Below are 25,892 nucleotides of genomic sequence, written 5' to 3'. Positions count from 1 at the left end.
CTACTCCTTGGTGGAGAAGCGATAACCGGTGCCGCGTACCGTCTGAATGAGGTGTTGGTGATCATCGCCGAGCGCCCGGCGCAGGCGGCGTATATGCACATCGACGGTACGCTCCTCGACATAGACATTGCCACCCCAGACCTGGTCGAGCAACTGGCTACGGGTGTAGGCACGCTCCTGATGGGTCATGAAGAATTGCAGGAGCCGATACTCGGTGGGGCCCACGTCCAGCGCCTCGCCGTTGGCGCTGACCCGGTGGCTTACGGGGTCGAGACGCAAGCCGTCGATTTCCACCGTGTCTTCGACCCCGGTGGGTGTGGCGCGTCGCAGCACGGCCTTGAGGCGTGCCACCAATTCCCGCGGCGAGAACGGCTTGGTGATGTAATCGTCGGCACCGGCTTCCAGCCCCTGGATCTTGTTGTCCTCCTCGCTCTTGGCGGTGAGCAGGATGATCGGCAACTCGGCGGTGGCGGTGTCGCGCTTGAGACGCCGTGCCAGTTCGATGCCGCTGGTGCCGGGCATCATCCAGTCCAGCAGCACCAGGTCGGGTTGATCGTCGACTACCATGGCATGCGCCGTCTGAGCGTTGTCGGCTTCCAGCACGCGGTAGTCGGCCATTTCCAGCGCCACCGCGATCATTTCGCGGATGGACGCCTCGTCATCGACGATGAGCACGGTCTTGGCGGTCATGGGCGTGGGCCTCTTGCGGATCGCGATGCAGCGAATCACTCATGAATGACATCAGCATGACGATTACAACGCGCTAATGTGACAGCTTCGTGACAATCGTACTCTTTACCTATAGCTCATAGCATCACATAGGCCATAACGACAGGGCGATACCTGCGAAGGCCACCAGCCCGGCCCAATGATTGTTGAGAAAGGCGCGGAAGCATGGATCGCGCTCGCGATGGCGAATCAAATAGTGCTGGTAGACGAAGATCGCCACCATGGCGGCCAGCCCCAGCCAGAAGAAGCCGCCAAGCGCCAGACGCAGGCCGACCCAGGCGAGCAGCGCGATGGTCAGCGCCTGCAACAGCCCGATGATCAGCCGATCGGCGCGGCCGAACAACACCGCTGTGGACTTGATGCCCACCTTGAGGTCGTCGTCGCGGTCGACGATGGCGTATTCGGTGTCGTAGGCCACCGTCCAGACGACATTGGCGGCCAACAGCAACCACGCCTCGAGCGGTACCTGGCGTTGAATGGCCATGAACGCCATGGGAATGCCCCACGAGAAAGCCGCGCCCAGCACCACCTGGGGGAAGTGCGTATAGCGCTTCATGAACGGGTAAGTGGCCGCCAGCGCCAGTGCTGCGAATGACAGCAGCACGGTGGGCAGGTTAGTCAGGCAGACCAGGCCGAAGGCGATCGCTACCAGTACCGCGAAAGTGACCTTGGCTTCCTTCTCGGAGATGCGCCCGGTAGCCAGTGGCCGGTCACGTGTGCGCTTGACGTGGCCATCGAAATGCCGATCGGCGTAGTCGTTGACCACGCAGCCGGCGGCACGCATCACATACACGCCGACGACGAAGATCAGCAGCGTGCCACGTTCGGGCACGCCCTCGGCCGCCAGCCATAGCGCCCACAGCGTCGGCCACATCAGAAGCCAGGTGCCGATGGGCCGGTTCAGGCGGGTCAGGCGCAGGAAGTCCGGTACACGGGCCAGGCCCATGGGGCGTGCGGCCTCGGATGAATCGGCGGACATCGGGCTCTCCTATGAAAACGTGCCTGTGAAATAGCAACGTGTCTGTGAAAAAGCAACGTGCCTATGGAAATGTGAGCGGCCAGCTTAGCGCGATGGCAGCGCGAGGTCAGTGGCCATGGCGTCGAGGAAGAATTCCTGGACGAGAATCGACGTGCGGCCCAGACGCAGGATCGAGCGCCGTCCCCACGGCGCGGCATGACCGTACGCCGTGACAAGCGAGGGGGCTGGTGCGCGAATGATCTCGATAGGGCCGCGTTCGAGGCCGGGCTGGCGAAACAGCCAACTGCCCAGCGAACGTGTTCCCAGCGACTGCAGGCGCGCGCCATGAAGCGACGCCAGCGGGGCCACCGAGCGGGCCGCGACCCAAGGTGTTTCGCCGAGCATCAGCATGACCTCGCGTCGCCAGATACGGGCTCGGGGGTCGAGCCCCAGCGCTCGGGCCTCGTCGCGTCGGGGCCGGCTGATTCCCTGGGTGAGCAGCCGTACTTTAAAGGGTTGCGTACTGGCGGTACACAAGCGGGCGGTCAGCGAGTCGCGCGAGGCCACCCAGCGCCACCAGGCGGGACTCATGTGGGGGCGCTGGGCGGCGGCAGGCAGCCAGTGTGGGCCAACGCTGAAACGGTTGTGTGTCATGCGTAAAATCAGGCTTAAAGTATATGAGTGTATCATGCGTGTACGATGCGCTATTGCGACGTCCGCGTTTGCGACGTCCGCGTGTCGTATCGCCGCGTCGTCACCCTTCTGTCATGCGTAGCACGAGGCGCCCATGAGCGACCCTTTGATCATCGTCGGCAGCGGCATGGCCGGCCTGGGCCTGGCCCGGCAGGTGCGTGCCCGCGATGCACGGCGCGCCATCACCCTGATCACCGCCGATAGTGGCGATGACTATTCGAAACCGCTGTTGTCCACGGGCTTCGCCAAGAGCATGCCACCCGAGCGTTTGGCGATGCGCTCCCCCATCGACGTGGCCGATGCGCTCCAGATGACGATGCGCACACACACGCGGGTCGATGGTATCGACCCGCAAACACAGACGCTTGCCATCGGCGCGGAAAACCTGCCCTACGGCGACCTGGTATTGGCCACCGGGGCTGCACCCAGCGCGCCCTTCACGGTGTCTGACGACGTGCGCGATCGCGTCTTTACCATCAACGATCTCGACGACTATCGGCGCTTCCAGGCTGCCTTGTCGCGCCATGGCGGTGCCGCGCGCGTGGCGATCGTCGGTGCCGGGCTGGTGGGCTGCGAATTCGCCGACGACCTGCTTGCCGGAGGGCATCGCGTGGCGCTCGTCGCCCCCGAGCAAACGCCGCTGGCGCGTCTTCTGCCGCCGCCGCTGGGCCAGGTGCTGGGGACCGCGTTGGGCAAGGCAGGCGCCGAGCTACGCCTGGGACGTAGCCTCATGCAGCTCCGGCGTGACGATGAGGCAGTCTCGTTGGTGCTCGACGATGGCGACGTATTGTCCGCCGATCTGGTATTGATCGCCACGGGGCTTGCGCCGCGTACCGCACTGGCCGAAGCCGCTGGCCTCGCGATCTCCGAGGCCGGCATCCAAACGGATCGCTACCTGGCGACCGCGCAGCCCGGCATCCATGCACTGGGCGATTGCGCCTGCGTGGCGGGGCTCAACGCCATGTACGTGCAGCCGCTTCAGGCCTGTGCCAAGGCGCTGGCGGCAACGCTGACCGAGGCACCGACGCCGGTCGCCTACGGCGCCTGGCCGGTGCTGGTCAAGACGCCGTCATGTCCGGTGGTGGCGTTGCCGCCGCGCCAGGCGCCGGCGCGCTGGCGGATCGAGGGTGAAGGCGTCGATCTCAGCGCGCTTGCCGAGGATGAAAACGGCCATTTGCTGGGGTTTGCATTGACAGGGGCCAGCGTACGACGGAAAGTCGAGCTGGCGCGGGTCGCCCCACCGTTGCTACCCTAGCTTAGGTCGCCTTGCCGGTGGGTACCGGTCTGGCGCAGTAGGTGGGTAGTATCAGCGCTGCGCCGAGGGCGTGGCGTGCGTTTCACTCATTGAAAAACAACAAGCGACATCAAAGAGGTGTCGTATTCGTTGCCAAACCAGGAGGGCTTTATGCGCAAGCCAGAACTCGCCGCGGCGATCGCCGAGCGTGCCGATCTTTCCAAGGACAAGGCTAGTCAGGTCCTTAATGTCATTCTCGATGAAATCACGGATACCGTCTCCAAGGGCCAGGACGTCTCGCTGATCGGGTTCGGTGCCTTCACCGTACGCGAGCGTGCCGCGCGTACCGGCAAGAATCCGCAGACAGGTAAGCCGTTGACCATTCCGGCAAGCAAGACTGTGGCATTCAAGCCCGGCAAGGCGCTCAAGGATGCCGTGAAGTGAGTGACGGCACGGAGCGTTCGGATCATCCGTTCTTCACCGACGCTCCGTGCAATTCCTTCTCCTTTCCCTTCTTTTTCTATATATCGAGGCGCGCATGAAATTGCGTCTGATGTTGTGGCTATTGGGTGTCATGCTCAAGCGTGCGCGACGCCGCAATACGCGTTTTCAGCAGAAGCTCTCGGACATGCAACGCTTCGATTGGGGCGTCGCCACCGAGGACCTCAGCCTCGCACGCCATTACCGTATGCGCCCCGAGTCCATCGAGGATGCGCCGGGTCTGCCCATCGATCTCGATCTGGAACTGCGCTTTCGCGATGCCCATGCCGGCGTGGCGTTTCTCAAGCGCCCCACAGCGCGTGCGTTCTTCGACGGTTTACAAAGCGGTCGTCTGCGTCTGGTCGGCGACTCGCGCGACCTGGAGCGCCTGCAAGGTCTGCTCAAGCATCTGCGCTAACATCCGCAGCACGACGGAAGTCGCCCCGCTTCGACAGGATTCGTTATACTAACGTCGTAGTGTCGCGCATGACGCGACTTTCTGGCTTGTTACCGTCCGACCGAGAGATATGCTACCGACGTCGTTGACCCAATCGCTCAGACGCCTCTGGACCCTGGAGTCCTTCGCCTACAGCTTGCGTGTGTTCATCGCTCTGGGCGGCGTCATGGCGCTGTGCTGGTATCTCGACGACATGCGCAAGCTGATCCCGCTGTTCCTGGGCATCATCGCCAGTGCCCTGGCGGAGACCGACGATACTTGGCAAGGGCGACTGCAGGCATTGCTGGTAACCTTGGTGTGTTTCGCCGTCGCCGCAGTGTCGGTGGAGCTGACGTTCGCGCACCCGGCGATCTTCGCGCTGGGCCTCGGGGTATCGAGTTTCGGCATGACCATGCTCGGCGCGGTGGGACAGCGTTATGCGACCATCGCCACCGCGACCCTGATTCTCGCCATCTACACCATGATCAGCCTCGAGCAACACGGCGGCGTGGCGCCGGATGAGCTGTGGCGCGAGCCGTTGCTACTGGTTTCGGGCGCGGCCTGGTACGGGGCGATCTCGGTGGTGTGGTGCGCCTTGTTCTCGCGGCATCCGCTCAAGTTGAGCCTGGCGCACGTCTTTCGCGAGCTGGGCGTTTACTTGCGCCTCAAGTCGGCGCTTTTCGAGCCGCTGAGAGGGATGGACATCGAGCAGCAGCGTCTGGCGCTGGCCCAGCAGAATGGCCGCGTGGTGGCGGCGCTCAACCAGAGCAAGGAGATGATTTTCCGGCGCCTCGAAGGCCAGCGGGGCGGGCGTAAACTCAATCGCTACCTGCGGCTCTACTTCATCGCCCAGGATATTCACGAGCGCGCGAGTTCCTCGCATTATCCGTATGGCGCGCTGGCCGAGGCGTTCTTCCATCATGACATCCTGTTTCGCGCCCAGCGCCTACTCGATCAGCAAGGGCGTGCCTGCAAGGCTTTGAGTCGCGCGCTGCTGCTCGATCGTCCCTTCGATCACGGCCCCAGCGCTCAGGCACTGGAGGATTTCAACGCATCCCTTAACAATCTGCATGCCCAGGGACGCGACGAGTGGCGCGACTTGCTGGGCTCGCTGTCGGCGCTGGGCGATAATCTCGCCACGCTGGAAGACAAGCTGGCCGGTGCCGACAATCCCGACACGCGAGCCGATCACGAGGACAGCAGTCTGTTCGATCGCTCGCCTCGCGGGCTGCGCGATGTCTTTGAGCGCCTGCAGGCGCACCTCAGCCTGGCGTCGCCGGTGTTTCGCCATGCGCTGCGCTTGAGCGTGACCCTGGTGGTGGGTTATGGCCTGCTGCACTGGATTCACCCCACTCAGGGGTATTGGATCCTGCTTACCAGCGTGTTCGTGTGTCGCCCCAATTTCGGGGCCACGCGGCGTTTTCTGCGCCAGCGTATCCAAGGCACGGTGCTGGGCCTGGTCGCTGGCTGGGCGCTGATCACGCTGTTTCCCACCGAGCCTGTCCAGGCCTTGATCGCAGTGGCTGCCGGCGTCGCCTTCTTCGCTACCCGGGCGCATCATTACACCTTGGCGACGGCCGCCATCACGCTGATGGTGCTGTGTTGCTTCAATCAAGTCGGGGATGGCTTCGGGCTGATCTGGCCGCGTCTGTTCGATACCCTGCTGGGCGCCGCCATCGCGGGCCTGGCAGTGCTGGTCATCCTGCCCGATTGGCAAGGGCGCGGTCTGCACCGCCAGGCGGCGACGACACTCGAAGCCAGCGCGGCCTATCTGCGCGCGATCCTCGACCAGTACGCGCGTGGTAAGCGTGACGATCTCACCTATCGTCTGGCACGGCGTAACGCCCATAACGCCGATGCGGCGCTTTCCACGACGCTGGGCAATGTGCTGCTGGAGCCGGGCCACTTTCGCAAGGACGCCGATATCGGGCTGCGTTTCCTGGTGCATTCGCACACCCTGCTGAGTTATCTCTCGGCCTTGGGGGCCCATCGCGGGGCGGCCGGCGCTGCGGGTGATGACAACACTACGGTGACGGCGGCGGCCGATGATGTGGCCGAGACGCTGGCGCGCGTGGCACGCCAGCTCGCTGTGGGCGAAAGGGTCGAACCATGCCAGGATGCCCTGATGCGGCATGCCCGCTTGCTGGAGGCATCTGCCGCCGAGGAAACGTGTGATGAACGCCGCTTGTTGCAGAGCCAACTGGCGTTGATCAGTCGTCAACTCGTCGCGCTGAGCGAGGCGGCGGGGCGTTTGTCGACGCAGGCCTCGCGTGAATGACGGCGTCACAGGTAAGTTACTGCTATCTGGGAAGAATCGACGCTACGCTACGTAACCGTTAGTATTGTCCGATCTTCAAAAAAACAACGAGATGGTTACGTCGCTGGAGGGCGAGACGTCTTACTGTGCAGGCATGGAAGACGCCAAGACCCAATTCGCCCGACGCCTGCGCGAGGCCATGCAACAGGCCGGCTATGCGCCCAAGCCCGCTGTCCTGGAGCGTGAGTTCAACCTGCGCAATCCGGGGCGTCCAGTGACGCTGCACGGTGTACGCCGCTGGCTTCGCGGTGAGACACTGCCCACTCAGGAAAAGCTCGTGGTGCTCGCCGAGTGGCTGAAAGTGCCGCCGGCAGACTTGCGCTTCGGTACACCGACGCAGCACCGCGTCCGCGAGAGCGATCATCTTTGGGAGGGGTTGAGTTATCGCGAGCGCGAGACCCTGGAAGCCTTCGCCGGCTTGCCGCCGAGTCAGCGCGCCATTGCCCGTGAAGTCATCATGGCGCTGGCCAAGGCGGGCAAGTGGGAGCGGCAGGCCAGCCAGGCCGAGGATGACGCTGGGTCGTCATGACGACCGGGGCACTAAGCGTGCCTGCCAGGCGTCAGACATGCCCATAATGTCCGGCGTCTTCGCCCAGCCAACGGCGGATCAAGGGCGTAGCGGCTTCCGGCGCCTCGTCGAGTAGCGCGCGCGCCAGGGGGCTGATGGTATCGAGCAGATCACGATCGCGTTCCAGATCGGCGATCTTCATCTGCGCCAGGCCTGTCTGACGGGTGCCGAGTACTTCGCCGGGGCCGCGCAGCTCCAGGTCCTTCTCGGCGATGCGAAAGCCATCGGTGGTATCGCGCATCACGCCCAGCCGTTCCCGCGAGTGCTGCGACAGCGGTGGATGATAGAGCAGCACGCAGAAGCTCTCGGTGGCGCCACGGCCCACACGGCCGCGTAGCTGATGCAACTGCGAGAGCCCCAGACGCTCGGGGTTTTCGATGATCATCAAGCTGGCGTTGGGCACGTCGACGCCGACCTCGATCACCGTGGTGGCGATCAGAAGATCCAGTTCGCCCGCCTTGAAGGCCTCCATGACCTCGGCCTTTTCCGCCGCCTTCATGCGCCCATGCACCAGTCCGATGGCCAGGTCGGGTAGCGCCTCGCCGAGGTGCTCATGGGTCGCCTCGGCGGCCTGGCAGGTCAAGGCTTCGGATTCCTCGATGAGCGTGCATACCCAGTAGGCCTGATGGCCCTCGGCGCAGGCGCGACGAATGCGCTCGACCACCTCGGGACGACGCTCGTCGGGTACCGCTACCGTCTTGACCGGTGTGCGTCCGGGCGGCAGTTCGTCGATCATCGATAGATCCAGATCGGCGTAGGCGCTCATCGCCAGGGTGCGCGGAATCGGCGTGGCGGTCATGATCAACTGGTGCGGCGTGAGGCCACCGGCTTCGCCTTTCTGGCGCAGTGCCAGGCGTTGGTGAACGCCGAAGCGATGCTGTTCGTCGATGATCGCCAGGCCCAGGCGGTGGAAGTGCACGTCGTCCTGAAACAGCGCGTGCGTGCCCACTGCGACCTGAATGCGGCCATCGGCGATCGCTGCCTTGGTATCCAGACGCGCCTTGCCCTTGAGCTTACCCGCCAGCCAGCCGACCTCGATCCCCAGCGGCGCAAACCAATCGCGGAAGTTGCGATAATGCTGCTCGGCGAGGATCTCGGTAGGCGCCATGATGGCCGCCTGGCAGTCACCGGCGATGGCTGCCAGTGCCGCCATGGCAGCGACGACGGTCTTGCCCGAGCCGACGTCGCCCTGGACCAGGCGCAGCATGGGGGTCGAGCGTTCCAGATCGTGGCCGATCTCGTCGAGAACCCGGCGCTGCGCGCCGGTCAGCGAGAACGGCAATTGGGTCAGGAAACGCGCCTGCAGACTACGCCCGCCGCCCAGTGCGGGCGCGCTGTCAGTCTGGATACGCAGGCGTACCTGCCGCAGGCTGAGTTGATGGGCGAGCAGTTCTTCCAGCGCCAGGCGTCGCTGGGCCGGATGGCGCCCTTCGGCGAGGCGTTCCACCGGCGCCTCGGGGGGTGGCTCGTGCAGGTAACGCAGTGACTCGAGTAGCCCCGGCAGGCGAAAGCGCTGGCGCAGGGTGTCGGGAATCCAGTCCGGCAGGGCGTCGGGCGCGGTGTCGAGCTGCTTGAGTGCCTGTTGGATCAGACCGCGCAGGCGTGGTTGGGTCAAGCCCTCGGTGGTGGGGTAGATCGGCGTCAGATGTTCCTCGACCGGCGCGTCTTCCTGTTGCAGCAGGCGATACTCGGGATGATAGATCTCGAGACCCGTGGCGCCGGCGCGGGCCTCGCCGAACGCGCGCACGCGCAGGCCACGCGTGAACTGCTGTTGTTGCGCAGGCGAGAAATGGAAGAAGCGCAGGCTGAGGATGCCCGAACCGTCCTTGAGACGCACCAGCAGGCTGCGCCGCCGTCCCTTGACGATATCGGCGGCGGCGATCTCGCCCTCGACCACGACTTCGGTCCCGGCGCGCAGTGTGCCGATGGGCGTGATGCGCGTGCGGTCCTGATAGCGCAACGGCAGATGAAAGAGCATGTCGGCGATGCTGGCGATGCCTAGCCGGGCGAGCTTGGCGGCCAGCGCCTCGCCCACGCCGGTGAGTTCGCTGACCGGTGCATCCAGAGTCTTTATTGCGCTGCTCATGCCGCCTGGATACGCTGTTGCTGGCAGGCGTCGATGGCCTCGGTCAGGGCATCGATGGCCTTGGGTCGGGGGAAGCTGGCACGCCAGGCGATGGCCACCGTACGGCTGGGCACGCTATTGGCGAAGGGCCGGCTTTCGAGTTGCCCCGATTCGTAATGACTGGTGCCGATGGCCGACTTGGGGAGTACCGTGATGCCCAGCCCCGAGGCCACCATATGGCGAATGGTTTCCAACGAGCCGCCTTCGGCGATCAAGGTGTTGCCCGGACTGTTGAGCTGGTTGTTGATGGCGGGGCAGGCTTCGAGGATCTGATCGCGAAAACAGTGCCCCTCGCCCAGCAGCAGCAGTTTTTCCTCGAGGAGGTCTTCCTTGGCGATAGCCGTCTTGCGCGTCCACGGGTGTCCGGCGGGTATCAGCACTTCGAAAGGCTCTTCGTAGATCGCCTTGGTCAGCACATCCGGCTCGTTGAACGGCAGGGCGACGACCACGGCGTCCAGCTCACCGCTGCGCAGTTTACGCCGCAGGTCCCCCGTCAAGCCTTCTTCGATGTACAGTGGCATTTGCGGGGCATGACGCGACAGCTCGGGAATCAGGTGCGGAAACAGGTAAGGTCCGATGGTGTAGATGGCCCCGATGCGCAGAGGGCTCGCCAACTGGTCCTTGCCTTCGGTGGCCATTTCCTTGATGAGGCCGGCCTGTTCCAGCACGCGATGTGCCTGAGCGACGATCTTCTCGCCCAGCGGCGTGACCTGTACGGTGGATTTGGAACGCTCGAACAAGGCGATGCCCAGCTCGTCTTCCAGCTTCTTGACGGCCACCGAGAGCGTGGGCTGGGAGACGTAGCAGCGCTCGGCGGCGCGCCCGAAATGGTGCTCTTGAGCCAAGGTTACGATATAACGAAGTTCTGTTAGGGTCATGATCTGGGCCTTTTCGGGCCTCCTGGGCGACGCGATGGATTCACTAAGGTATCGATGCAAGGGACTTTTTGCTAAGGACTTTTTACCAAGGACTTTTACCAAGAGGCTAGGGAAAGGTGAAGAAAACGACTCTGATTATTGGCTGTGGCGACATTGGTATCCAGCTAGGCAAGCGGTTGATCGACGCTGGCCAGCGGGTGATCGGCGTGCGCCGCCATATCGCGCCGCTCGCGGAAACCGGTATCGAGGGCCTGGCAGCGGACGTCACGGACCCCGCTGCGCTGGCGCGCTTGCCTGACGCGGATACCGTCGTCTATATCTTAAGCGCTGCGCGCTTCGACGAAAATGCCTATGCCGAAGCGTATCCCAAGGGACTCAAGGCCGTGCTCGGCGAACTCGAGACGCGTACCACGCAACCCAAGCGCGTGTTCTTCGTCTCCTCGACCGGCGTCTACGCCCAGCAGGCGGGCGAAGTGGTCGATGAAACTTCCGAGACTGCACCCACCGGATTCTCGGGGCTGCTGATGCGTGAGGCCGAACAAGCGCTGCTCGATCATCCCATGCCTGGCACCGTGGTGCGCTTTTCGGGAATCTACGGCCCGGGTCGCGATCGGTTGATCCGCCAGGTCAAGGAAGGACGCGTCGCGGCAGCTAACCCGCCGATGTATTCCAACCGTATCCACCGTGACGACTGCGCGGGTGTGCTGGCGCATCTGATCGCCTTGACTCTCGACGACAAGCCGGTAGAGGTGCTCTATCTGGCCAGTGACTGCGAGCCGACGCCCTTGCATGAGGTGATGACGTGGATGGCGGGCAAGCTCAAAATCGAACTGACCGAGACCATTCAGTCGCCACTGCGGCGACGCTCCAGCAAGCGCTGTGACAATTCACGCTTGCTGGGTACCGGTTACCAATTTCGATATCCCACCTTTCGCGAAGGCTATACCGAGGTGATAAAGGCGCATCGCCAGGCATCCGAGTCCGCCTGATCCTAGTCCCGGCGACTTGCCGTGACTGTCGCCGGGCACTCGGCCAGCACTCGATAGATGGGCCGAGTGCCGTCGAGAATCGATTCCACTAGCGTCAGCCGCGTCAACGGCCAGGTCCATTCGGGTGCCTCGAGCGTTGCCGGCGGCGCCTTCTCGGCGTGGCGCAGTAGCGTGACATGCGGCCGATAGTCATGCGAGGCCGGCAGCGGCCGGCCACTCGCTGCCAGGGCTTCGCCAAGACGCGCGTGCCACAGGTTCAGCGTGGCTGTCGGCGGACCGCCGAGCCATGCCAGGCGCGGTTTGTGAAAATAGCCGTAGCGGTCGAGCGTCCACTCGCCGGCAGGCAGCGTCAGGCGCTCGGTCAATGCCTGCAGAGACGCGATCTCCGCCGTGGGTAAATTACCCAGAAATCCCAGCGTGAGATGCAGGTTAGCGACGACCGGCGTGTGCCCCCCGCAATGGCGTTGGAGGCGTGTCGCCAGCGTTGCCAGGCGCGCGCGCAGGGCGTCGTCGGGCCAGACGGCGAAGAATACACGCCGCGTGGTGTACATCTCAGTCACCGATGACCATGACGGCTTCGGCTTCCACTTGGCTGCCCTTGGGTAGTTCCTTGACGCCGACTGCTGCGCGGGCCGGATAGGGGGCCTGGAAGTACTCCTCCATGATCTGGTTGACCACGGCGAAGTTGCTCAGGTCGGTCAGGTAGATATTGAGCTTGACGATGTCCTGCATCGAGCCGGCGGCTTCGTGGCAGACGGCCTGCAGATTGGTGAAGACCTGGCGCGCCTGGGCCTCGAACTCTTGGGAGGTCAGTTCCATGGTCTTGGGGTCGAGCGGAATCTGCCCGGACATGTATACCGTATTGCCGGCCTTGATGGCCTGCGAGTAGGGGCCGATAGCGGCCGGCGCCTGCTCGGTATTGATGACGGCTTTGTTGCTCATGGTATGGCTCCTTGTCGTTATGCGGTGTGCGCATTGCGATGGACAAAAATAACGACACCGTCGCGTCCGCGTGAGCGGGCGCGACGGGCGTAGTGAAAACGAAACGACCGACCCGCCGCTCTGTTGGCGGCGGGTCGGTCGCCATGGTGTCAACTGCGAACGCGAGTGATCTTGCCGACGTGGGGCAGGTTGCGCAGTCGTTTCATGATACTTGCTAGATGCACGCGGTCGTGGACGGCCAGCGTCAGGTTGACGATCGACAGGCGTGCATCGCGTTCCTCGATGCCGATGCGTTCGATGTTGGCGTCGGCGTCGGTCACCAGGCCGGCCAGCTCGGCGACCAGGCCGCGCCGTGTCTCGACATGCAGGCGCAGCGCCACCGGGAAATCTTGATCGATCTGCTGCGACCACTCCAGGGCAAACAGTTTGTCGGGGTCGTCACGCAGTTCCCGCAGGTTACCACACTCGTGGCGGTGCACCACGATTCCCTTGCCGACCGAAAGATGGCCGACGATGGGATCGCCGGGCAGCGGATAACAGCAGCGTGCGAAGCTGATGATCATGCCTTCGGCGCCGTTGATCACGATCGGCATCCCGGAACGCGATGCCGTGGCGACTTCCTCGGCCGTTTCCGGCGCGTGGCATTCCAGCAGGCGGCGCGCGATGGCGTAGGCCATGCGTGTGCCGAGCCCGATCGATTCGAGCAGGTCGTCCTCGTGCCTGAGGTCGAGCTCCTCGAGTATCGCTGTCAAGCGATGCTCGGGCAGCTCCTCGAGGCTGGTTTCGAAGGCGCTCAGCGCGCGGTTGAGCAGGCGCCGCCCCAGCTGCACGGACTCGGTGCGTTGTTGATGCTTGAGGGCATGACGGATCGCTGAGCGCGCCTTGGCGGTGACCACGAAGTTGAGCCAGGCCAGGTTGGGCCGCGCACCGGGAGCGGTGATGATCTCCAGCGTCTGGCCGCTTTCCAGGGTCGAGGACAGCGGCGCCAGATGGCGGTCGATGCGGCAGGCGATGCAGCTATTGCCGATGTCGGTGTGCACGCTGTAGGCGAAGTCCACGGCCGTGGCGCCGCCTGGGAGCTCCATGATGTCGCCCTTGGGCGTGAACACGTAGATATCGTCGGGGAACAGGTCGTTCTTGACGTGCTCGATGAACTCCAGTGAGTTGCCGGCATGGCGCTGCATCTCGAGCAGCCCGCGGACCCATTCGCGTGCCCGGGCATGGCTGCCGGCGCCGATGGGGCGCTCGGTCTGACCGGCCTTGTACAGCCAGTGTGCGGCGATACCGTTGTTGGCCATCGCCTCCATCTCGCGGGTGCGAATCTGTACCTCGACGGGCATCCCGCTGGGGCCGAACAGCGTGGTGTGCAGACTCTGGTAGCCGTTGGCCTTGGGAATCGCGATGTAGTCCTTGAAGCGCCCCGGCACCGGCTTGTAGAGATTGTGCACCGCGCCGAGGATGCGATAGCAGGTATCGACGTCATCGGTGATGATGCGAAACCCGAACACGTCCATGATCTCGGCGAAGGGTTTGCGCTGGTCGCGCATCTTGCGATAGATCGACAGCAGATGCTTCTGGCGGCCCACCACGCCGCCGCCCAGCGCGTCGTCATCGAGGCATTTCTGCAAGGTGTCCTGAAGCTGGCGCATCATCGAGCGGCGATTGCCACGCGCCTTGGTGACGGCGCGCTTGATGCGCTCGGCGCGCATCGGGTGGATCGCCTGGAAGGACAGATCCTCGAGTTCGACGCGAATGGTATTGATGCCCAGGCGCCCGGCGATACGCGCGTAAATCTCCAGCGTCTCGCGGGCGATGCGGCGCTTCTTGTCGGGACGCAGTGCCCCGAGGGTGCGCATGTTGTGCAGGCGGTCGGCGAGCTTGACGATGATCACGCGGATGTCCTGGGACATCGCCAGGACCATCTTCTGGAAGTTCTCCGCCTGGGCGACCGCCTTGTCCTCGAAGGTGATCTGAGTCAGCTTCGAGACGCCGTCGACCAGTTCGGCGACCGGCTCGCCGAACTGCTGGGTCAACGCCTCCTTGGTCACGCCGGTATCTTCGATGACATCGTGCAGCATGGCGGCCATCAGGCTTTGATGGTCCATGTGCATGTTGGCGAGGATATTGGCGACCGCCAGCGGGTGCGTGACGTAGGGCTCGCCGGAGCGCCGTCGCTGGCCGTCATGGGCCTGCTCGGCGTAGTAGAAGGCGCGCTTGACGTGCAGAATTTCCTCGGGGGGTAGGTAGCCCCCGAGTCGGTCCGCGAGATCGTCGATGGTGAACATAGCGCGCGCCTTCGCAGTGGAGAGGACTTAGTCGTTGTACTCTCGCTCGGGACGCGGCTTGGGAGCGGGCGGATCGACGACTTCGTCGAGGACGCTGACATCGACCAGGCCGGCCGCGATTTCGCGCAGTGCCATGACCGCGGGCTTGTCGTTTTCCCACGCCAGTTGGGAATCGCGCGAGCCGCGAGCGAGCTGACGTGAACGCTGCGTGGCGATCATCACCAACTGAAAACGGTTATCGACGTTGTCGAGGCAATCTTCTACGGTAACGCGTGCCATGAGTGTGAACCTTGATCGAAAAATAAAAACGGCTTGCGCCGGACCTGCGGAAGGACCTTCGAGTCTACTCGACGTCTTCCACGCGTGACAAGAGCGCTGCCAGCAGCGGCGCTTGGGCGGCCTGAACGCGCGACACGCGGGTGCGTTCGGCATGCACCAGACAACTCAGCTCGTCGAGTGCGTGGGCGAAGGTGTCGTTGACGATGACATGCTCGTATTCGGCGTAGTGGAACATCTCGTCGATCGCATCGCGCATGCGCCGGGCGATGGTCGCCTCGTCATCGGTACCGCGCCCGGCAAGCCGCGCGTGGAGCGCTTCACGCGAAGGCGGTAGGATGAACACCGAGACCGCTTCGTCGAAGGCCGCGCGCACTTGGCGGGCGCCTTGCCAGTCGATTTCCAGAATCACGTCCTGGCCGGCGTCGAGCAGGGCCTGAACGGCGGCGCGCGAGGTACCGTAATAGTTGTCGAAGACCCGTGCATACTCGATGAAATCGCCGCTTTCGATCAGGCGTTCGAAGGTCGTGACGTCGACGAAGTGGTAGTTGACGCCGTTGCGCTCGCCGGGACGCATGGCGCGTGTGGTGTGCGAGACGCTGACCTGGATGCCCGTGATGCGTTCGAGCAGAGCACGTACCAGGCTGGTCTTGCCTGCGCCGGAAGGCGCGGAGACGATGTAGAGTGTCCCTTTTGACGGAAGCTGAGTGGGCATAGGGCGTGTCCGATTGAGCCGCTTCTGGGAAAACGAGCATTATCGCATACACTTCGTGTCCTGCCGACATCGCGCAGGGTGCGGGCCATCTGACAAAGGAACCTTTTGCATGTCCCCCTCGAGTTTGCCCTCCAAGGAATCGACGACGCGGCTGGCCTTTGCCGGAGTCGCCTTCGCGTTTCTCGTGACCATGCTGGGCACGACGTTGCCGACACCGCTCTACCCGGGCTATCAGTCGGCTTTCGGCTTCTCGCAGCTCGTCATCACGGTGATCTTCGCCGCCTATGCCGTGGGCGTCATCGCCGCGTTATTGATCACCGGACGCTGGTCGGATCAATTGGGGCGCCGTCCGCTACTGTTTGCGGGTTTGGCAGCAGCGGCGCTTAGCGATGTTATCTTCCTTGCGGCCGATGGTCTTTCCACGTTGCTGGTCGGGCGTGTGCTGTCGGGGGTCTCCGCCGGTATTTTCACCGGTACGGCGACGGTGGCCGTAGTGGAGTCGGCGCCTGAAGCCTGGAAGCGTGCGGCGACCTTCGTCGCCACCGCCGCCAACATGGGGGGCCTGGGGTTAGGACCGGTGGTCGCGGGCGCCTTGGGTGAATACGCCGTGTGGCCGTTGCACCTGGCGTATGCCGTGCACCTGGGGCTGTTGGCAATCGCCGTGCTGGGCGTCGCCGTGGCGTCGGAAACCGTGAAACGGCCGCCCCGGATTCGCCTACGCATCCAGCGTCTCAAGGTGCCCGCCGAGGTGCGCGGCGTGTTCGTGCCGGCGGTGATCGCCGGGTTCGCCGGCTTTGCGGTGCTGGGATTCTTCACCGCCACCGCGCCGGCCTTCATGAGCCAGGTGCTGGGGCATTCGAACCTGCTGGCGATCGGCCTGGTGGCCGGTTGCGTGTTCTTCGCCTCGACCCTGGGACAGCTCGTTCAGGGGCGTCTGCCCGAGGCGCATCGCTTGCCGCTGGGGTGTGGCGTGGTGATCGCCGGCGCATTGATCGTCGGGGCCGGATTGGCGTTGGCGACGCTGTGGATTTTCCTGCTGGGGGCGTTGGTCGTCGGTTTGGGCCAGGGCATTGCCTTTCGCGCCGGGCTGGGTGCCGTGGCGGCAGCCTGCCCGCTGAATCAGCGCGGCGCGGTGACCTCGACCTTCTTCGTGATCGCCTATGTGGCGATCTCGATCCCCGTGGTGGGCATCGGCCTGGTGGCGCGATTCGTCGGCCTGCAAGCCACTGGGGTAGGATTCGCCATCGGCGTTGCCCTCCTTGCCGGCGTGGCGCTGGTATCATTGCAACGTCGTCGCGCCGCCGCGGCGGCCGACTGAGTTTCTCGTCCCGTTATCGTCATCAGGAGTCCGCGCATGTCCGAGTCCCCTACCCGCCTGCGAATCCGTCGCCCCGACGACTGGCACCTTCACCTGCGCGATGGTGACGTGATGCGCCTGGTGCTACCTGCCACCAGTCGGGTCTATGGACGGGCTATCGTGATGCCCAACCTGATGCCGCCGATCACCACGCTGGCGGCGGCCGAGGCCTACCGCGCGCGGATTCTCGAGGCGGTGCCGGCGGGTCATGACTTTACTCCGCTGATGACTTGCTATCTCAACGAGCGCGTCTCCGCCGAGACCCTCGAGGCGGGGTATGCCAGCGGCTTGCTGACGGCGGCCAAGCTCTACCCGGCGAATGCCACCACCAATTCGCAGCATGGCGTCAAGCACGTCGCGGACATCTATCCGCTGCTCGAGGTGATGCAGCGGATCGGTATGCCGCTGCTGGTGCATGGCGAAGTCACGCGCGGCGAGATCGACATCTTCGATCGCGAGAAGTATTTCATCGACGAGGTGATGACGCCGCTACGCCAGCGCTTTCCAGCACTCAAGGTGGTGTTCGAGCACATCACCACCGGCGATGCCGCGCAGTATGTCCTCGAGGGCGATGCCAACCTGGCGGCAACGCTGACGCCGCAGCATCTGGCGCACAACCGCAACGACATGCTGGTGGGCGGTATTCGTCCGCATCTGTATTGCCTGCCGATTCTCAAGCGGGCCGAGCACCAGCGAGCGTTGCGCGCGGCGGTGGCCAGTGGTCATCCGCGATTCTTCCTGGGCACCGACTCGGCGCCGCACGTGGTCGCCGCCAAGGAAACGGCCTGCGGCTGCGCCGGGGTGTTCAATGCCCAGGCATCGCTGGCGGTCTATGCCGACGTGTTCGAAGAGGAGGGCGCGCTCGAGCATTTCGCGGCATTCTGCTCGGAGAACGGGCCGCGCTTCTATGGCCTGGCGCTCAACGAGGAGGAGATCGAGCTCGAGCGTCGCCCCTGGACGATGCCCGAGCGCACCGCCGGCCAGGGCGAGACGCTGATGCCCTTCAAGGCCGGCGAGACGCTGGCGTGGTCGGTCAACGCCGGACGCGAGTGACACGCAGGCGTCAGGTCATCGTCGATAGGCGCGGCAAGTGCGCCATGTCTGGCTCACGCAGTGGGCGGATCTGCCAGCCGCGAGTTCCGTATGGCGCCACCCATTGCGGTACGGCGTTATCGGTGCGCGGCCCGTCCGGCGAGCCGCTGTCGAGATAGCGGATCACCCGGATCAACCCGGAATGGCCGACGATCAGCGGCGTCTCGTGCTCGACGAGCAGGGCATTGAGGGTGGCGACGATGCGGGTGACGAAATCTACCCAGCTTTCACCGCCTTCGGGCGTAAGCAGGTAAGGCATCGTCTCGGGAATGGGCTGTTCTTCGTGCTCGCCCCAATGGCGCTCCTTGAGTCCTCCGATCAGACAGTGCGGGTCACGCCCGGTGGCAAGTTCGGCCGTGCGTCGGGCGCGCTCCAGCGGGCTGGCAACGATCAACGGCCAGGCGACATCGCCGAGCAGCGCCGATGCCTGGCGGGCCTCTCGTTCGCCTTGCGCGGTGAGAGGGACATCGCGCTGACCGGCGATCCGACGGTTCAGGTTGCTGGTGCTCTGGCCATGGCGCAGAAAGACGAAGGGGCGACGAATCAACTCGGGCATGGCGATGACTCCACGGAAATCCTGACTCGATCCTATCAGGCCAAGCGCGGCGGAGCGCATGTTCTGTGTCATTGCCGCCAATAAGCGGGATGATAGAGTGCTTATATTTTAGACTTTGGTCTAAATTTGAGAGAATCGATCGTTTCGACCCACAGGTTGCGAATAGGTCGCGACACGTTGTCTTCAGACAGGTTCTTCTCGCTACGTTCCTCAAGATCAGGACCTCAAGACAGGAAAATGCCCATGAGCGCATCCACAGACGCGTCGACGCCTTCCGGTGGCGCCGCGCACCCACGCCTGGCGGAGTTGGCCCTGGCGCTGGGCGGTTTCGGTATCGGCACCGGTGAATTCGTCATCATGGGGTTGATGGGCCGTGTCGCCGACGATCTTCAGGTGGCGGTACCCGATGTTGGCTATGCCATCAGCAGTTACGCGCTCGGCGTCGTCGTCGGCGCGCCGATCATTTCGGCCCTGGCGGCACGGCTACCCAAGCGGGCGCTTTTGATCGGGCTTATGCTGCTGTTCGCCCTCGGCAACTTCGCCAGCATCATGGCCCCGCATTTCGGCACCTTCGTTGGGCTACGCTTCATCGCCGGCTTGCCGCACGGTGCCTATTTCGGTGTCGCGGCGCTAGTGGCCGCGGCGGCGGTGCCCGTCGATCAACGCGCCCGGGCGGTGGCGCGGGTCATGACCGGGCTGACAGTGGCGATTCTGGTCGGCGCGCCGCTGGCCACCTGGGTGGGCAATTTGATCGGCTGGCAGGCGGCCTTCGCCGGCGTGGGCGGCATCGCGCTGCTGACGGCGCTGATGGTGCGCCTATGGGTGCCGTATCAGCCCGCCGACCATCAGGCCAGTCCCAAGCGCGAGCTGGGCGCGATGATCAAGCCGCGCGTGCTATTCACACTGGGCGTGGCCTGTTTCGGGTGCGGCGGGATGTTCGCGGTGTTCAGTTATGTCATGCCCACGCTCACCGAGCAGGCCGGCATGGCCGAGTCGCTGGGGCCGCTGGTACTGGTGATTTTCGGGGTGGGCACCATCCTGGGTAATTTTGCCGGCGCACGTATCGCCGACTGGAACCTTCTGCGCGGCATTCCGATCATTCTGCTGTGGGTGGCCTGTGTACAGGGCGGCTTCTACTTCGCCGCCAATTCGGTGTGGACAGGCTTCTTTTTCGTGGCGCTGGTCGGGACCAGCATGGCCGTCGCCCCCGCCATGCAGACTCGGTTGATGGACGTTGCCGAAGACGCCCAGACCATGGCCGCTTCGCTCAATCACGCCGCCTTCAACATGGCCAACGCCCTCGGCGCCTGGCTGGCCGGCGTGACTATCAAGGCGGGCCTGGCATGGTCATCCACCGGCCTGGTGGGTGCTTCGCTCGCCTTGTTGGGCATCGCAATCTTCGCCACTGGCCGCTGGCTGGAAAAGCGCGAGGCGCTGCAACAGCCCGCCGTCTCGTCATAAGGCAAGCCGCGAGTGGCGTGTGTACGTCGCTTGCGGTCGCCACATTCCTCGAATGGCCGCTCTCCTGATCGTTTTAATTTTCCGGTAATATTTAAGTTTTTCCTTATTCTTGCCGATATATCTTGAGGGAATGTGTCGCTCAGCCGCTTCGCAAGGTAAAGATGCGCGCGATACTGAGCGGGACTGGGCCAGTGAAACCACCAGGTGGACGTCGGGGAGAAAGCGCTATGTCGGGGATGGAAGATGGGGGCGTGGTACGGGAAAAGGGGAAATTCGCGGTGCTCGGGTTTGCGTTGTCATGCCGTTTGCAGAAGATAGGAACAGAGGATGCGACGCGGTTTCTCGATGCTCTGGAGGCACAACTCGAATCGCACGGCCTGGTCATGGGTGGCGGGATCGACGCGGATCGGCTGGACATCTTCGTCCTGCCGTGCAAAGACGCTGACGCTACTGATGACGATCGCCTCGCGCTGGCCGAGTGGTTCGATCGACAGCCGCTGTGCACGGAAGTGGCGGTGGGCGATTGGGTGGATGCCTACGGGGTGGCGTAAAACTCGCGGTTCAAGCGCCTCTGCTTGTAGCCGAGTGTCGATTCGATTGCCGGTTCGACCCAAGACGCAACGGCCCGAGTCATCTTGTGATGCCTCGGGCCATCGAGATCGCGCCTTGGGAAGGGGCGCAAAGGTAACGTCGGTCGCAGCCAGTGCCTGGTCAATAGTTAGACCTCGACGCTCAGCGTCACGTCGATATTGCCCGGGTAGCGTCTATTCGTTCACGCCACCGGTCCCAGGTGGGTCGGGGTTCCAGCGATTCAAGCAAATAATCCAGAAACGCGCGCACCTTGCGCGTTCGCAGGCGGCGCTCGGTGGTCAACACGTGGATGTCGCGGCGGCTGGGCATGACCTCGCCGCGCCACGCTTCCAGAACGGGAACCAGCTCACCCCGCGAGAGCGCATCATTGATCAGCCAGGTGGGAAACAGCACTAGCCCCTGCCCCATCAGCGCGGCGCGCAGCAGGCTTTCGGCGTCGTTGCTGTAAAGATTGCCGGTGACCTCGAACGGGGTCGAGCCGCTCTGTCCCGGTGCCTGGAAATACCAGCGCTGGCGGCCCAGCTCGCCCTGATAGAGCAGGCAGTTGTGATCGGCCAGCGCCTCGGGCGTCTCTGGTTCACCATGGGCATCGATATAGCTCGGTGCCGCAGCGACCACGTAATTCATCGGCGCCAGTCGCCGCGCCACCAGCGAGGAGTCGGCTAGATCGCCGACGCGAAAGGTAATGTCGTTACCCTCGCGCACCGGGTCGACGACATTATCGCTCAATTGCAGTTCGGCAGTGATCCCGGCATGGCGGCGCTGGAAGCGGTGCAGCAGCGGCACGATCTGGCGTTGGCCGAAGGCGACCGGCGCGTTGATCCGCAGTACACCGCTGGGCTCGGTGTCGGGATACGCCAGGGCTTCGGTGGCGAGATCGAGCCGTTCCAGGATCTCGCGGACTTCCTCGTAGTAGCGCCAACCCGCCTCGGTCAGCGTGACCGCGCGGGTATGTCGATACAGCAGCGGTTGCCCTAGCGACTCTTCCAGCCCGCGGATCTGGCGGGATATCGATGACACCGCACGGTGAAAGTGTCGCGCAGTGGCGGTGAAGCTGCCGGTGGCGGCGACCCGCTCGAACACGCGCAGGGCATTGAGATCCATCGTGTTGCGATCCATTGAATTGAAATTCATCGAGTTGCGTCTCGTGCAATAAAGATTTGCGACGCTTTAGATTGTAGCAATGATCGAAGCCTACCAGACTCTCCCCATCGACTCGGCATCGGCGCCGAGTCCCTGTCCGTTTTCGAGGAGGATACCGATCATGCGTAAAGGCACTGCATTGGTTGTAGGCGCCACCGGGATCACCGGCGGCAATCTGGCGTCTTATCTGGTGGCCAGCGGCTGGACCGTCTACGGTCTGTCACGTCGCGCCACCGAGCAGAGCGGCGTGATTCCCGTCACCGCCGATCTGCTGGACAAGCCGGGCACCGAGCAGGCGCTGGCTGGCCTGCCGATCACTCACGTCTTCTACTGCACCTGGATTCGTCGCGACAACGAGAAGGCCAATGTCGAAGCCAACAGCCAGATGATGCGCAACCTGTTCGCCGCGCTCGACAGCGACAAGCTCGATCACGCCTCGCTGGTCACCGGCACCAAGCAGTACCTGGGCTCGTTCGAGGCCTATGGCAGCGGGCGCACCGAGACGCCATTCCGCGAATCCGAGCCGCGCGTGCCGGGCGACAACTTCTACTATGCGCTGGAAGACGTGCTATTCGAAGCTGCCGAGCGCCACGGCTTCGCCTGGAACGTGCATCGTCCGCACACCGTGATCGGCTATGCCCGCGGCAACGCCATGAACATGGGCACCACGATTGCCGTCTACGCCTCGATCTGCAAGGCAACTGGCCAGCCGTTCGTGTTCCCGGGCTCGCAGACCCAGTGGAACGCGCTCACCGACATGACCGATGCGCTGGTACTGGCGCGGCAGATGGAGTGGGCCGCCACCACGCCGGGTGCCGCCAACCAGGCGTTCAATACGGTCAATGGCGACGTCTTCCGCTGGCGCCGGATGTGGCGCGAGATCGGCGAGTACTTTGGTTTAGAGGCTCAGGGTCTCGAAGTTCAGGGTCCCGAAGCCTCGGACGACCCGGAGTCGATGCAGCCGCTGGAAGTGCAGATGGCAGGCATCGAATCGACCTGGCGCGAGATCGCCGCGAAGCACGATCTGGTCGAGCCGGATATCAGCAAGCTTGCGTCCTGGTGGCACACCGATGCCGATCTAGGGCGCGATCAGGAGTGCGTCAACGATACCACCAAGTCTCGCGACTTCGGCTTCGACCACTTCCGCGAAACGCGTGGCGCCTTCTTCGATCTGTTCGATCGCCTGCGCGCCGAGAAGATCATTCCCTAACTCGGTCTCGTCGATCATTTTTCGATCGGCTGCAGGTCTTTATCGACCGTAAGTCTTTATCGATGCGAGTCTTTATCAACGACAGCAAGAAAACCGGCGCCGAGAAGGCGCCGGTTTTCGTCGTCATGACCCCGCTGAAACCGCATCGCCTTCTCGCCCGAGCACTTCCGTTCGTTAGCGCCTCAACTCAGCCGCTGCATGTAGTCGACGTAACCGAAGGTCTTGACCGTGCGCACTTCGCGGCTGGTTTCGTCGACCCGGCAGATCGACGGCAGGCGGATGCCGTTGAAGGTGGTGTTCTTGACCATGGTGTAGTGGGCCATGTCGGTGAACACCAGCCGGTCGCCGATGGCGAGCGGTTTGTCGAACGAGTAGTCGCCGATCACGTCGCCGGCCAGGCAGGTGGTACCGCCCAAACGGTAGGTATAGACCTTCTCGCCGGGCTTGGCGCCACCGATGATCTCGGGCCGGTAGGGCATTTCCAGTACATCCGGCATGTGCGCCGTGGCGGACGTGTCCAGAATCGCGATCGGGCCATCGTTGTCGACGATATCCAGCACGCTGCAGACGAGATAACCCGTGTTCAGTGCGATCGCTTCGCCCGGTTCCAGGTAGACCTCGAGATGCGGGTAGCGTGCCTGGAAGTCGCGAATCAGCCGGACCAGACGCTCCACATCGTAGTCGCCGCGGGTGATGTGATGGCCGCCACCGAAGTTGACCCAGCGCAGTTGCGGAAGGTATTGGCCGAACCGGGCCTCGAAGGCGTCGAGCGTGGCTTCCAGGGCATCGCTGTTCTGCTCGCACAGCGCATGGAAGTGCAGGCCTTCCAGACCGTCGAGGTCATCCGGCGCGAGGTTGGCCGCGCGCGTGCCGAGCCGCGATCCCGGCGCGCAGGGGTCGTAGAGGGCAACCTCGCCGGTCGAGTGCTCGGGATTGACCCGCAGCCCGCACGAGATGTTGCGCGGCGCTGAGGCGACCGTGTCGCGAAAGCGCCGCCACTGGCCCGGCGAGTTGAAACTCAGGTGATCCGCGTAGCGCAGCACCACGTCCATTTCCGGCGCGGTGAACGCCGGCGAATAGACGTGGACCTCGCCGCCGAAGTGATCAAAGCCGAGGCGAGCTTCGTCCTGCCCGCTGGAGGTGGTGCCCACCAGGTACTGGCTTATCAGCGGAAAGGCGTCCCACATGGCGAAGCCCTTCAGCGCCAGCAGGATCTTCGCCCCGCTGCGTGCCTGGACCTCTTTCAAGAGTTCCAGGTTGCGACGCAGCAGGGCGTTGTCGACCACGTAGGCCGGCGATGGGCAGGCCCCAATGTCGAACGGATAAGCGTCAAACGAGTATGTCGCTTCCGCCATCACGAATCCGCCAGCGGATCGTCGTCGGGATCGAGCTCGACCATCTGCCATGGCAGGCCCATGTCGCTGATGCGCTCCATGAACGGATCGGGGTCGAGCTGCTCGACGTTGTAAACGCCGTTGCCCTTCCAGATCCCCTGGAGCATCAGCATGGCGCCGGTCACCGCGGGTACGCCGGTGGTGTAGGAGATCGCCTGGGACTTGACCTCCTGGTAGCTTTTCTCGTGGTCGCTGATGTTGTAGAGGTAGACCTTGCGACGCTTGCCGTCCTTGATGCCGTCGAGGATCACGCCGATGTTGGTCTTGCCCTTGGTGCGCGGGCCGAGTGACGCGGGATCGGGCAGCACCGACTTGAGGAACTGCAGTGGCGAGATCTCGCAGCCGTTGACGTTAATCGGCTCGATGTTGGTCATGCCGACGTTTTCCAGCACCTTGAGATGCGTCAGATATTTCTCGGAGAAGGTCATCCAGAAGCGGATACGCTCGATGCCCTTGATGTTCTGTGCCAGCGATTCCAGCTCCTCGTGGTAGAGCAGGTAGATGTCCTTCTCGCCGATGCCGTCGAAGTCGAAGGTGCGCTTCTCGGCCAGCGGCGCGGTCTCCTTCCACTCGCCTTTCTCCCAGTAGCGGCCATTCGCGCTGATCTCGCGAATGTTGATCTCGGGGTTGAAGTTGGTGGCGAACGGGTAGCCGTGATCGCCGCCGTTGGCATCCAGGATGTCGATTCGATGGATTTCGTCGAACAGGTTCTTCTGGCCGTAGGCGCAGTAGATATTGGTCATGCCGGGGTCGAAGCCGCAGCCCAGCGTGGCCATGTTGCCGGCCTTGGCGAAGCGCTCCTGGAACGCCCACTGCTCCTTGTACTCGAACTTGGCCTCGTCCGGATGCTCGTAGTTGGCGGTGTCCAGATAGGGCACGCCGGTGCGCAGGCAGGCTTCCATGATGGTCAGGTCCTGATAGGGCAGGGCCACATGGATCAGCACGTCGGGTTGGAAGGACTCGATCAGCGCGATAAGCGCCTCGACGTCATCGGCGTCGACCTGAGCGGTCTGGATGGGGCGCTCCAGTTGGTCCGCGATCGCTTTGCACTTCGCTTCGTTGCGACTGGCCAGACAGATTTCGTGGAACACCTCGGGGTGCTGTGCGCACTTGTGAGTCACTACACCACCGACGCCACCGGCGCCAATAATCAAGGCTTTGCTCATGGGGTTCGGATCCAGATCGGGGAAATGGAAAAGAATGACGATAAAAGACCAATGATCGCACCCTTGAGGCTGATCGCAAGGGATTTTAGCGTCAAGTCCGACGCAAGGCGTCTCGCGTTCAGATCAGAAACGCGAACTTCTCGCGCAGTTGCTTCCAGTGGGCGTACGATCTTGATCAGGCGCTGCTGTTGCTCGAGGCTGATGGCGCTGGCTGGCATGCGAGTCTCCTGGGTCGTTGGTCTCTCTCCTAGAGTATCCGATTCCGGCGCCGGGGTTCGTCTCGCCGCCCCGTCACTC

26 protein-coding genes are annotated in these 25,892 nt (G+C 63.7%); 11 read left to right on the top strand and 15 right to left on the bottom strand.

What is annotated here, in order from left to right; all coding sequences use genetic code 11:
- The 3 genes from phoB to L1073_RS06240 form a co-directional block, all read right to left on the bottom strand.
- Positions 1-690 (bottom strand): phosphate regulon transcriptional regulator PhoB, encoded by a 690-nt coding sequence (phoB, locus tag L1073_RS06250; RefSeq protein ID WP_246897679.1) that lies wholly within the window; start codon positions 688-690, stop codon positions 1-3.
- Positions 691-814: 124 nt separating this feature from the next.
- On the bottom strand, positions 815-1,708 hold the full coding sequence (gene ubiA, locus L1073_RS06245) for a 4-hydroxybenzoate octaprenyltransferase (RefSeq protein ID WP_246897677.1): 894 nt from the start codon (positions 1,706-1,708) through the stop codon (positions 815-817).
- 84 nt (positions 1,709-1,792) lie between these two features.
- On the bottom strand, positions 1,793-2,341 hold the full coding sequence (locus L1073_RS06240; protein ID WP_246897675.1) for a chorismate--pyruvate lyase family protein: 549 nt from the start codon (positions 2,339-2,341) through the stop codon (positions 1,793-1,795).
- 133 nt (positions 2,342-2,474) lie between these two features.
- On the opposite strand from L1073_RS06240, the gene L1073_RS06235 reads away from it, so the two are divergent.
- From L1073_RS06235 to L1073_RS06215, 5 genes are all read left to right on the top strand, one after another.
- Positions 2,475-3,635 (top strand): FAD-dependent oxidoreductase, encoded by a 1,161-nt coding sequence (locus tag L1073_RS06235; RefSeq protein ID WP_246897674.1) that lies wholly within the window; start codon positions 2,475-2,477, stop codon positions 3,633-3,635.
- Positions 3,636-3,764: 129 nt separating this feature from the next.
- On the top strand, positions 3,765-4,058 hold the full coding sequence (locus L1073_RS06230; RefSeq protein ID WP_281505999.1) for an HU family DNA-binding protein: 294 nt from the start codon (positions 3,765-3,767) through the stop codon (positions 4,056-4,058).
- A gap of 94 nt (positions 4,059-4,152) precedes the next feature.
- Positions 4,153-4,512, top strand: a complete 360-nt coding sequence (locus L1073_RS06225; protein ID WP_246897670.1) for a hypothetical protein — start codon at positions 4,153-4,155, stop codon at positions 4,510-4,512.
- 109 nt (positions 4,513-4,621) lie between these two features.
- Positions 4,622-6,808, top strand: coding sequence for a YccS family putative transporter (gene yccS, locus L1073_RS06220; protein WP_246897669.1), 2,187 nt, complete (start codon positions 4,622-4,624; stop codon positions 6,806-6,808).
- A 91-nt stretch (positions 6,809-6,899) separates the two neighbouring features.
- Positions 6,900-7,376, top strand: a complete 477-nt coding sequence (locus L1073_RS06215) for an XRE family transcriptional regulator (protein ID WP_246897667.1) — start codon at positions 6,900-6,902, stop codon at positions 7,374-7,376.
- Between the two features lie 31 nt (positions 7,377-7,407).
- Here the strand turns inward: L1073_RS06215 and recG are convergent, their stop codons facing one another.
- Together recG and L1073_RS06205 are read right to left on the bottom strand one after the other, a co-directional pair.
- Positions 7,408-9,501: an ATP-dependent DNA helicase RecG gene (recG, locus tag L1073_RS06210; RefSeq protein ID WP_281505998.1), complete on the bottom strand. Its 2,094-nt coding sequence runs from the start codon at positions 9,499-9,501 to the stop codon at positions 7,408-7,410.
- Positions 9,498-10,418, bottom strand: coding sequence for a hydrogen peroxide-inducible genes activator (locus tag L1073_RS06205; RefSeq protein WP_246897666.1), 921 nt, complete (start codon positions 10,416-10,418; stop codon positions 9,498-9,500). Before L1073_RS06205 ends, recG begins: the two co-directional genes overlap by 4 nt.
- Before the next feature lie 116 nt (positions 10,419-10,534).
- On the opposite strand from L1073_RS06205, the gene L1073_RS06200 reads away from it, so the two are divergent.
- Complete coding sequence (locus L1073_RS06200; protein ID WP_246897664.1) at positions 10,535-11,407, top strand: SDR family oxidoreductase; 873 nt, start codon at positions 10,535-10,537, stop codon at positions 11,405-11,407.
- A 2-nt stretch (positions 11,408-11,409) separates the two neighbouring features.
- Here the strand turns inward: L1073_RS06200 and thpR are convergent, their stop codons facing one another.
- The 5 genes from thpR to gmk all read right to left on the bottom strand — a co-directional run bounded on the left by thpR (position 11,410) and on the right by gmk (position 15,625).
- Complete coding sequence (gene thpR, locus L1073_RS06195) at positions 11,410-11,958, bottom strand: RNA 2',3'-cyclic phosphodiesterase (RefSeq protein ID WP_246897663.1); 549 nt, start codon at positions 11,956-11,958, stop codon at positions 11,410-11,412.
- Position 11,959: 1 nt separating this feature from the next.
- Positions 11,960-12,349 carry a RidA family protein gene (locus L1073_RS06190; protein ID WP_246897661.1) on the bottom strand — a complete coding sequence of 130 codons (390 nt, stop codon included), beginning with the start codon at positions 12,347-12,349 and terminating at the stop codon, positions 11,960-11,962.
- 149 nt (positions 12,350-12,498) lie between these two features.
- On the bottom strand, positions 12,499-14,634 hold the full coding sequence (gene spoT / locus L1073_RS06185) for a bifunctional GTP diphosphokinase/guanosine-3',5'-bis pyrophosphate 3'-pyrophosphohydrolase (protein ID WP_246897659.1): 2,136 nt from the start codon (positions 14,632-14,634) through the stop codon (positions 12,499-12,501).
- 27 nt (positions 14,635-14,661) lie between these two features.
- A complete protein-coding gene (gene rpoZ / locus L1073_RS06180) occupies positions 14,662-14,913 on the bottom strand; it encodes a DNA-directed RNA polymerase subunit omega (RefSeq protein ID WP_246897657.1) in 252 nt (83 codons plus the stop codon).
- A 64-nt stretch (positions 14,914-14,977) separates the two neighbouring features.
- A complete protein-coding gene (gmk, locus tag L1073_RS06175) occupies positions 14,978-15,625 on the bottom strand; it encodes a guanylate kinase (protein WP_246897655.1) in 648 nt (215 codons plus the stop codon).
- 109 nt (positions 15,626-15,734) lie between these two features.
- Here gmk and L1073_RS06170 point away from each other — a divergent pair, with 109 nt between their 5' ends.
- Together L1073_RS06170 and pyrC are read left to right on the top strand one after the other, a co-directional pair.
- Positions 15,735-16,943: an MFS transporter gene (locus L1073_RS06170; RefSeq protein ID WP_246897653.1), complete on the top strand. Its 1,209-nt coding sequence runs from the start codon at positions 15,735-15,737 to the stop codon at positions 16,941-16,943.
- Positions 16,944-16,979: 36 nt separating this feature from the next.
- Positions 16,980-18,035: a dihydroorotase gene (pyrC, locus tag L1073_RS06165; protein ID WP_246897651.1), complete on the top strand. Its 1,056-nt coding sequence runs from the start codon at positions 16,980-16,982 to the stop codon at positions 18,033-18,035.
- A 10-nt stretch (positions 18,036-18,045) separates the two neighbouring features.
- Here pyrC and L1073_RS06160 read toward each other — a convergent pair whose 3' ends face one another.
- Entirely contained in the window at positions 18,046-18,630 is a 585-nt protein-coding gene (locus L1073_RS06160) for a histidine phosphatase family protein (RefSeq protein WP_246897650.1), read from the bottom strand.
- 243 nt (positions 18,631-18,873) lie between these two features.
- Between L1073_RS06160 and L1073_RS06155 the strand changes: the two genes are divergently transcribed.
- Positions 18,874-20,091: an MFS transporter gene (locus L1073_RS06155; protein ID WP_246897648.1), complete on the top strand. Its 1,218-nt coding sequence runs from the start codon at positions 18,874-18,876 to the stop codon at positions 20,089-20,091.
- A 227-nt stretch (positions 20,092-20,318) separates the two neighbouring features.
- Positions 20,319-20,642, top strand: a complete 324-nt coding sequence (locus tag L1073_RS06150; RefSeq protein ID WP_246897646.1) for a 50S ribosome-binding protein YggL — start codon at positions 20,319-20,321, stop codon at positions 20,640-20,642.
- 187 nt (positions 20,643-20,829) lie between these two features.
- On the opposite strand, the gene L1073_RS06145 is transcribed toward L1073_RS06150, so the two are convergent.
- Positions 20,830-21,786, bottom strand: a complete 957-nt coding sequence (locus L1073_RS06145; protein ID WP_246897839.1) for a LysR family transcriptional regulator — start codon at positions 21,784-21,786, stop codon at positions 20,830-20,832.
- A 160-nt stretch (positions 21,787-21,946) separates the two neighbouring features.
- Between L1073_RS06145 and L1073_RS06140 the strand changes: the two genes are divergently transcribed.
- Entirely contained in the window at positions 21,947-23,035 is a 1,089-nt protein-coding gene (locus L1073_RS06140; protein ID WP_246897645.1) for an SDR family oxidoreductase, read from the top strand.
- A 182-nt stretch (positions 23,036-23,217) separates the two neighbouring features.
- On the opposite strand, the gene nspC is transcribed toward L1073_RS06140, so the two are convergent.
- From nspC to L1073_RS06125, 3 genes are read right to left on the bottom strand one after another with little or no spacing between them, the layout of a single operon-like run.
- Positions 23,218-24,390 carry a carboxynorspermidine decarboxylase gene (gene nspC / locus L1073_RS06135; RefSeq protein WP_246897643.1) on the bottom strand — a complete coding sequence of 391 codons (1,173 nt, stop codon included), beginning with the start codon at positions 24,388-24,390 and terminating at the stop codon, positions 23,218-23,220.
- Positions 24,390-25,595 carry a saccharopine dehydrogenase family protein gene (locus L1073_RS06130; RefSeq protein WP_246897641.1) on the bottom strand — a complete coding sequence of 402 codons (1,206 nt, stop codon included), beginning with the start codon at positions 25,593-25,595 and terminating at the stop codon, positions 24,390-24,392. The genes nspC and L1073_RS06130 overlap by 1 nt, the downstream gene beginning before the upstream one ends.
- Entirely contained in the window at positions 25,592-25,813 is a 222-nt protein-coding gene (locus L1073_RS06125; protein ID WP_246897639.1) for a hypothetical protein, read from the bottom strand. The genes L1073_RS06130 and L1073_RS06125 overlap by 4 nt, the downstream gene beginning before the upstream one ends.
- Between the last annotated feature and the right edge of the window lie 79 nt (positions 25,814-25,892).

The organism is Chromohalobacter nigrandesensis (genome assembly GCF_023061285.1).
In the GTDB taxonomy this organism is placed as follows: Bacteria; Pseudomonadota; Gammaproteobacteria; order Pseudomonadales; family Halomonadaceae; genus Chromohalobacter; species Chromohalobacter nigrandesensis.
This window is presented reverse-complemented; position numbering and strand designations above follow the sequence as displayed.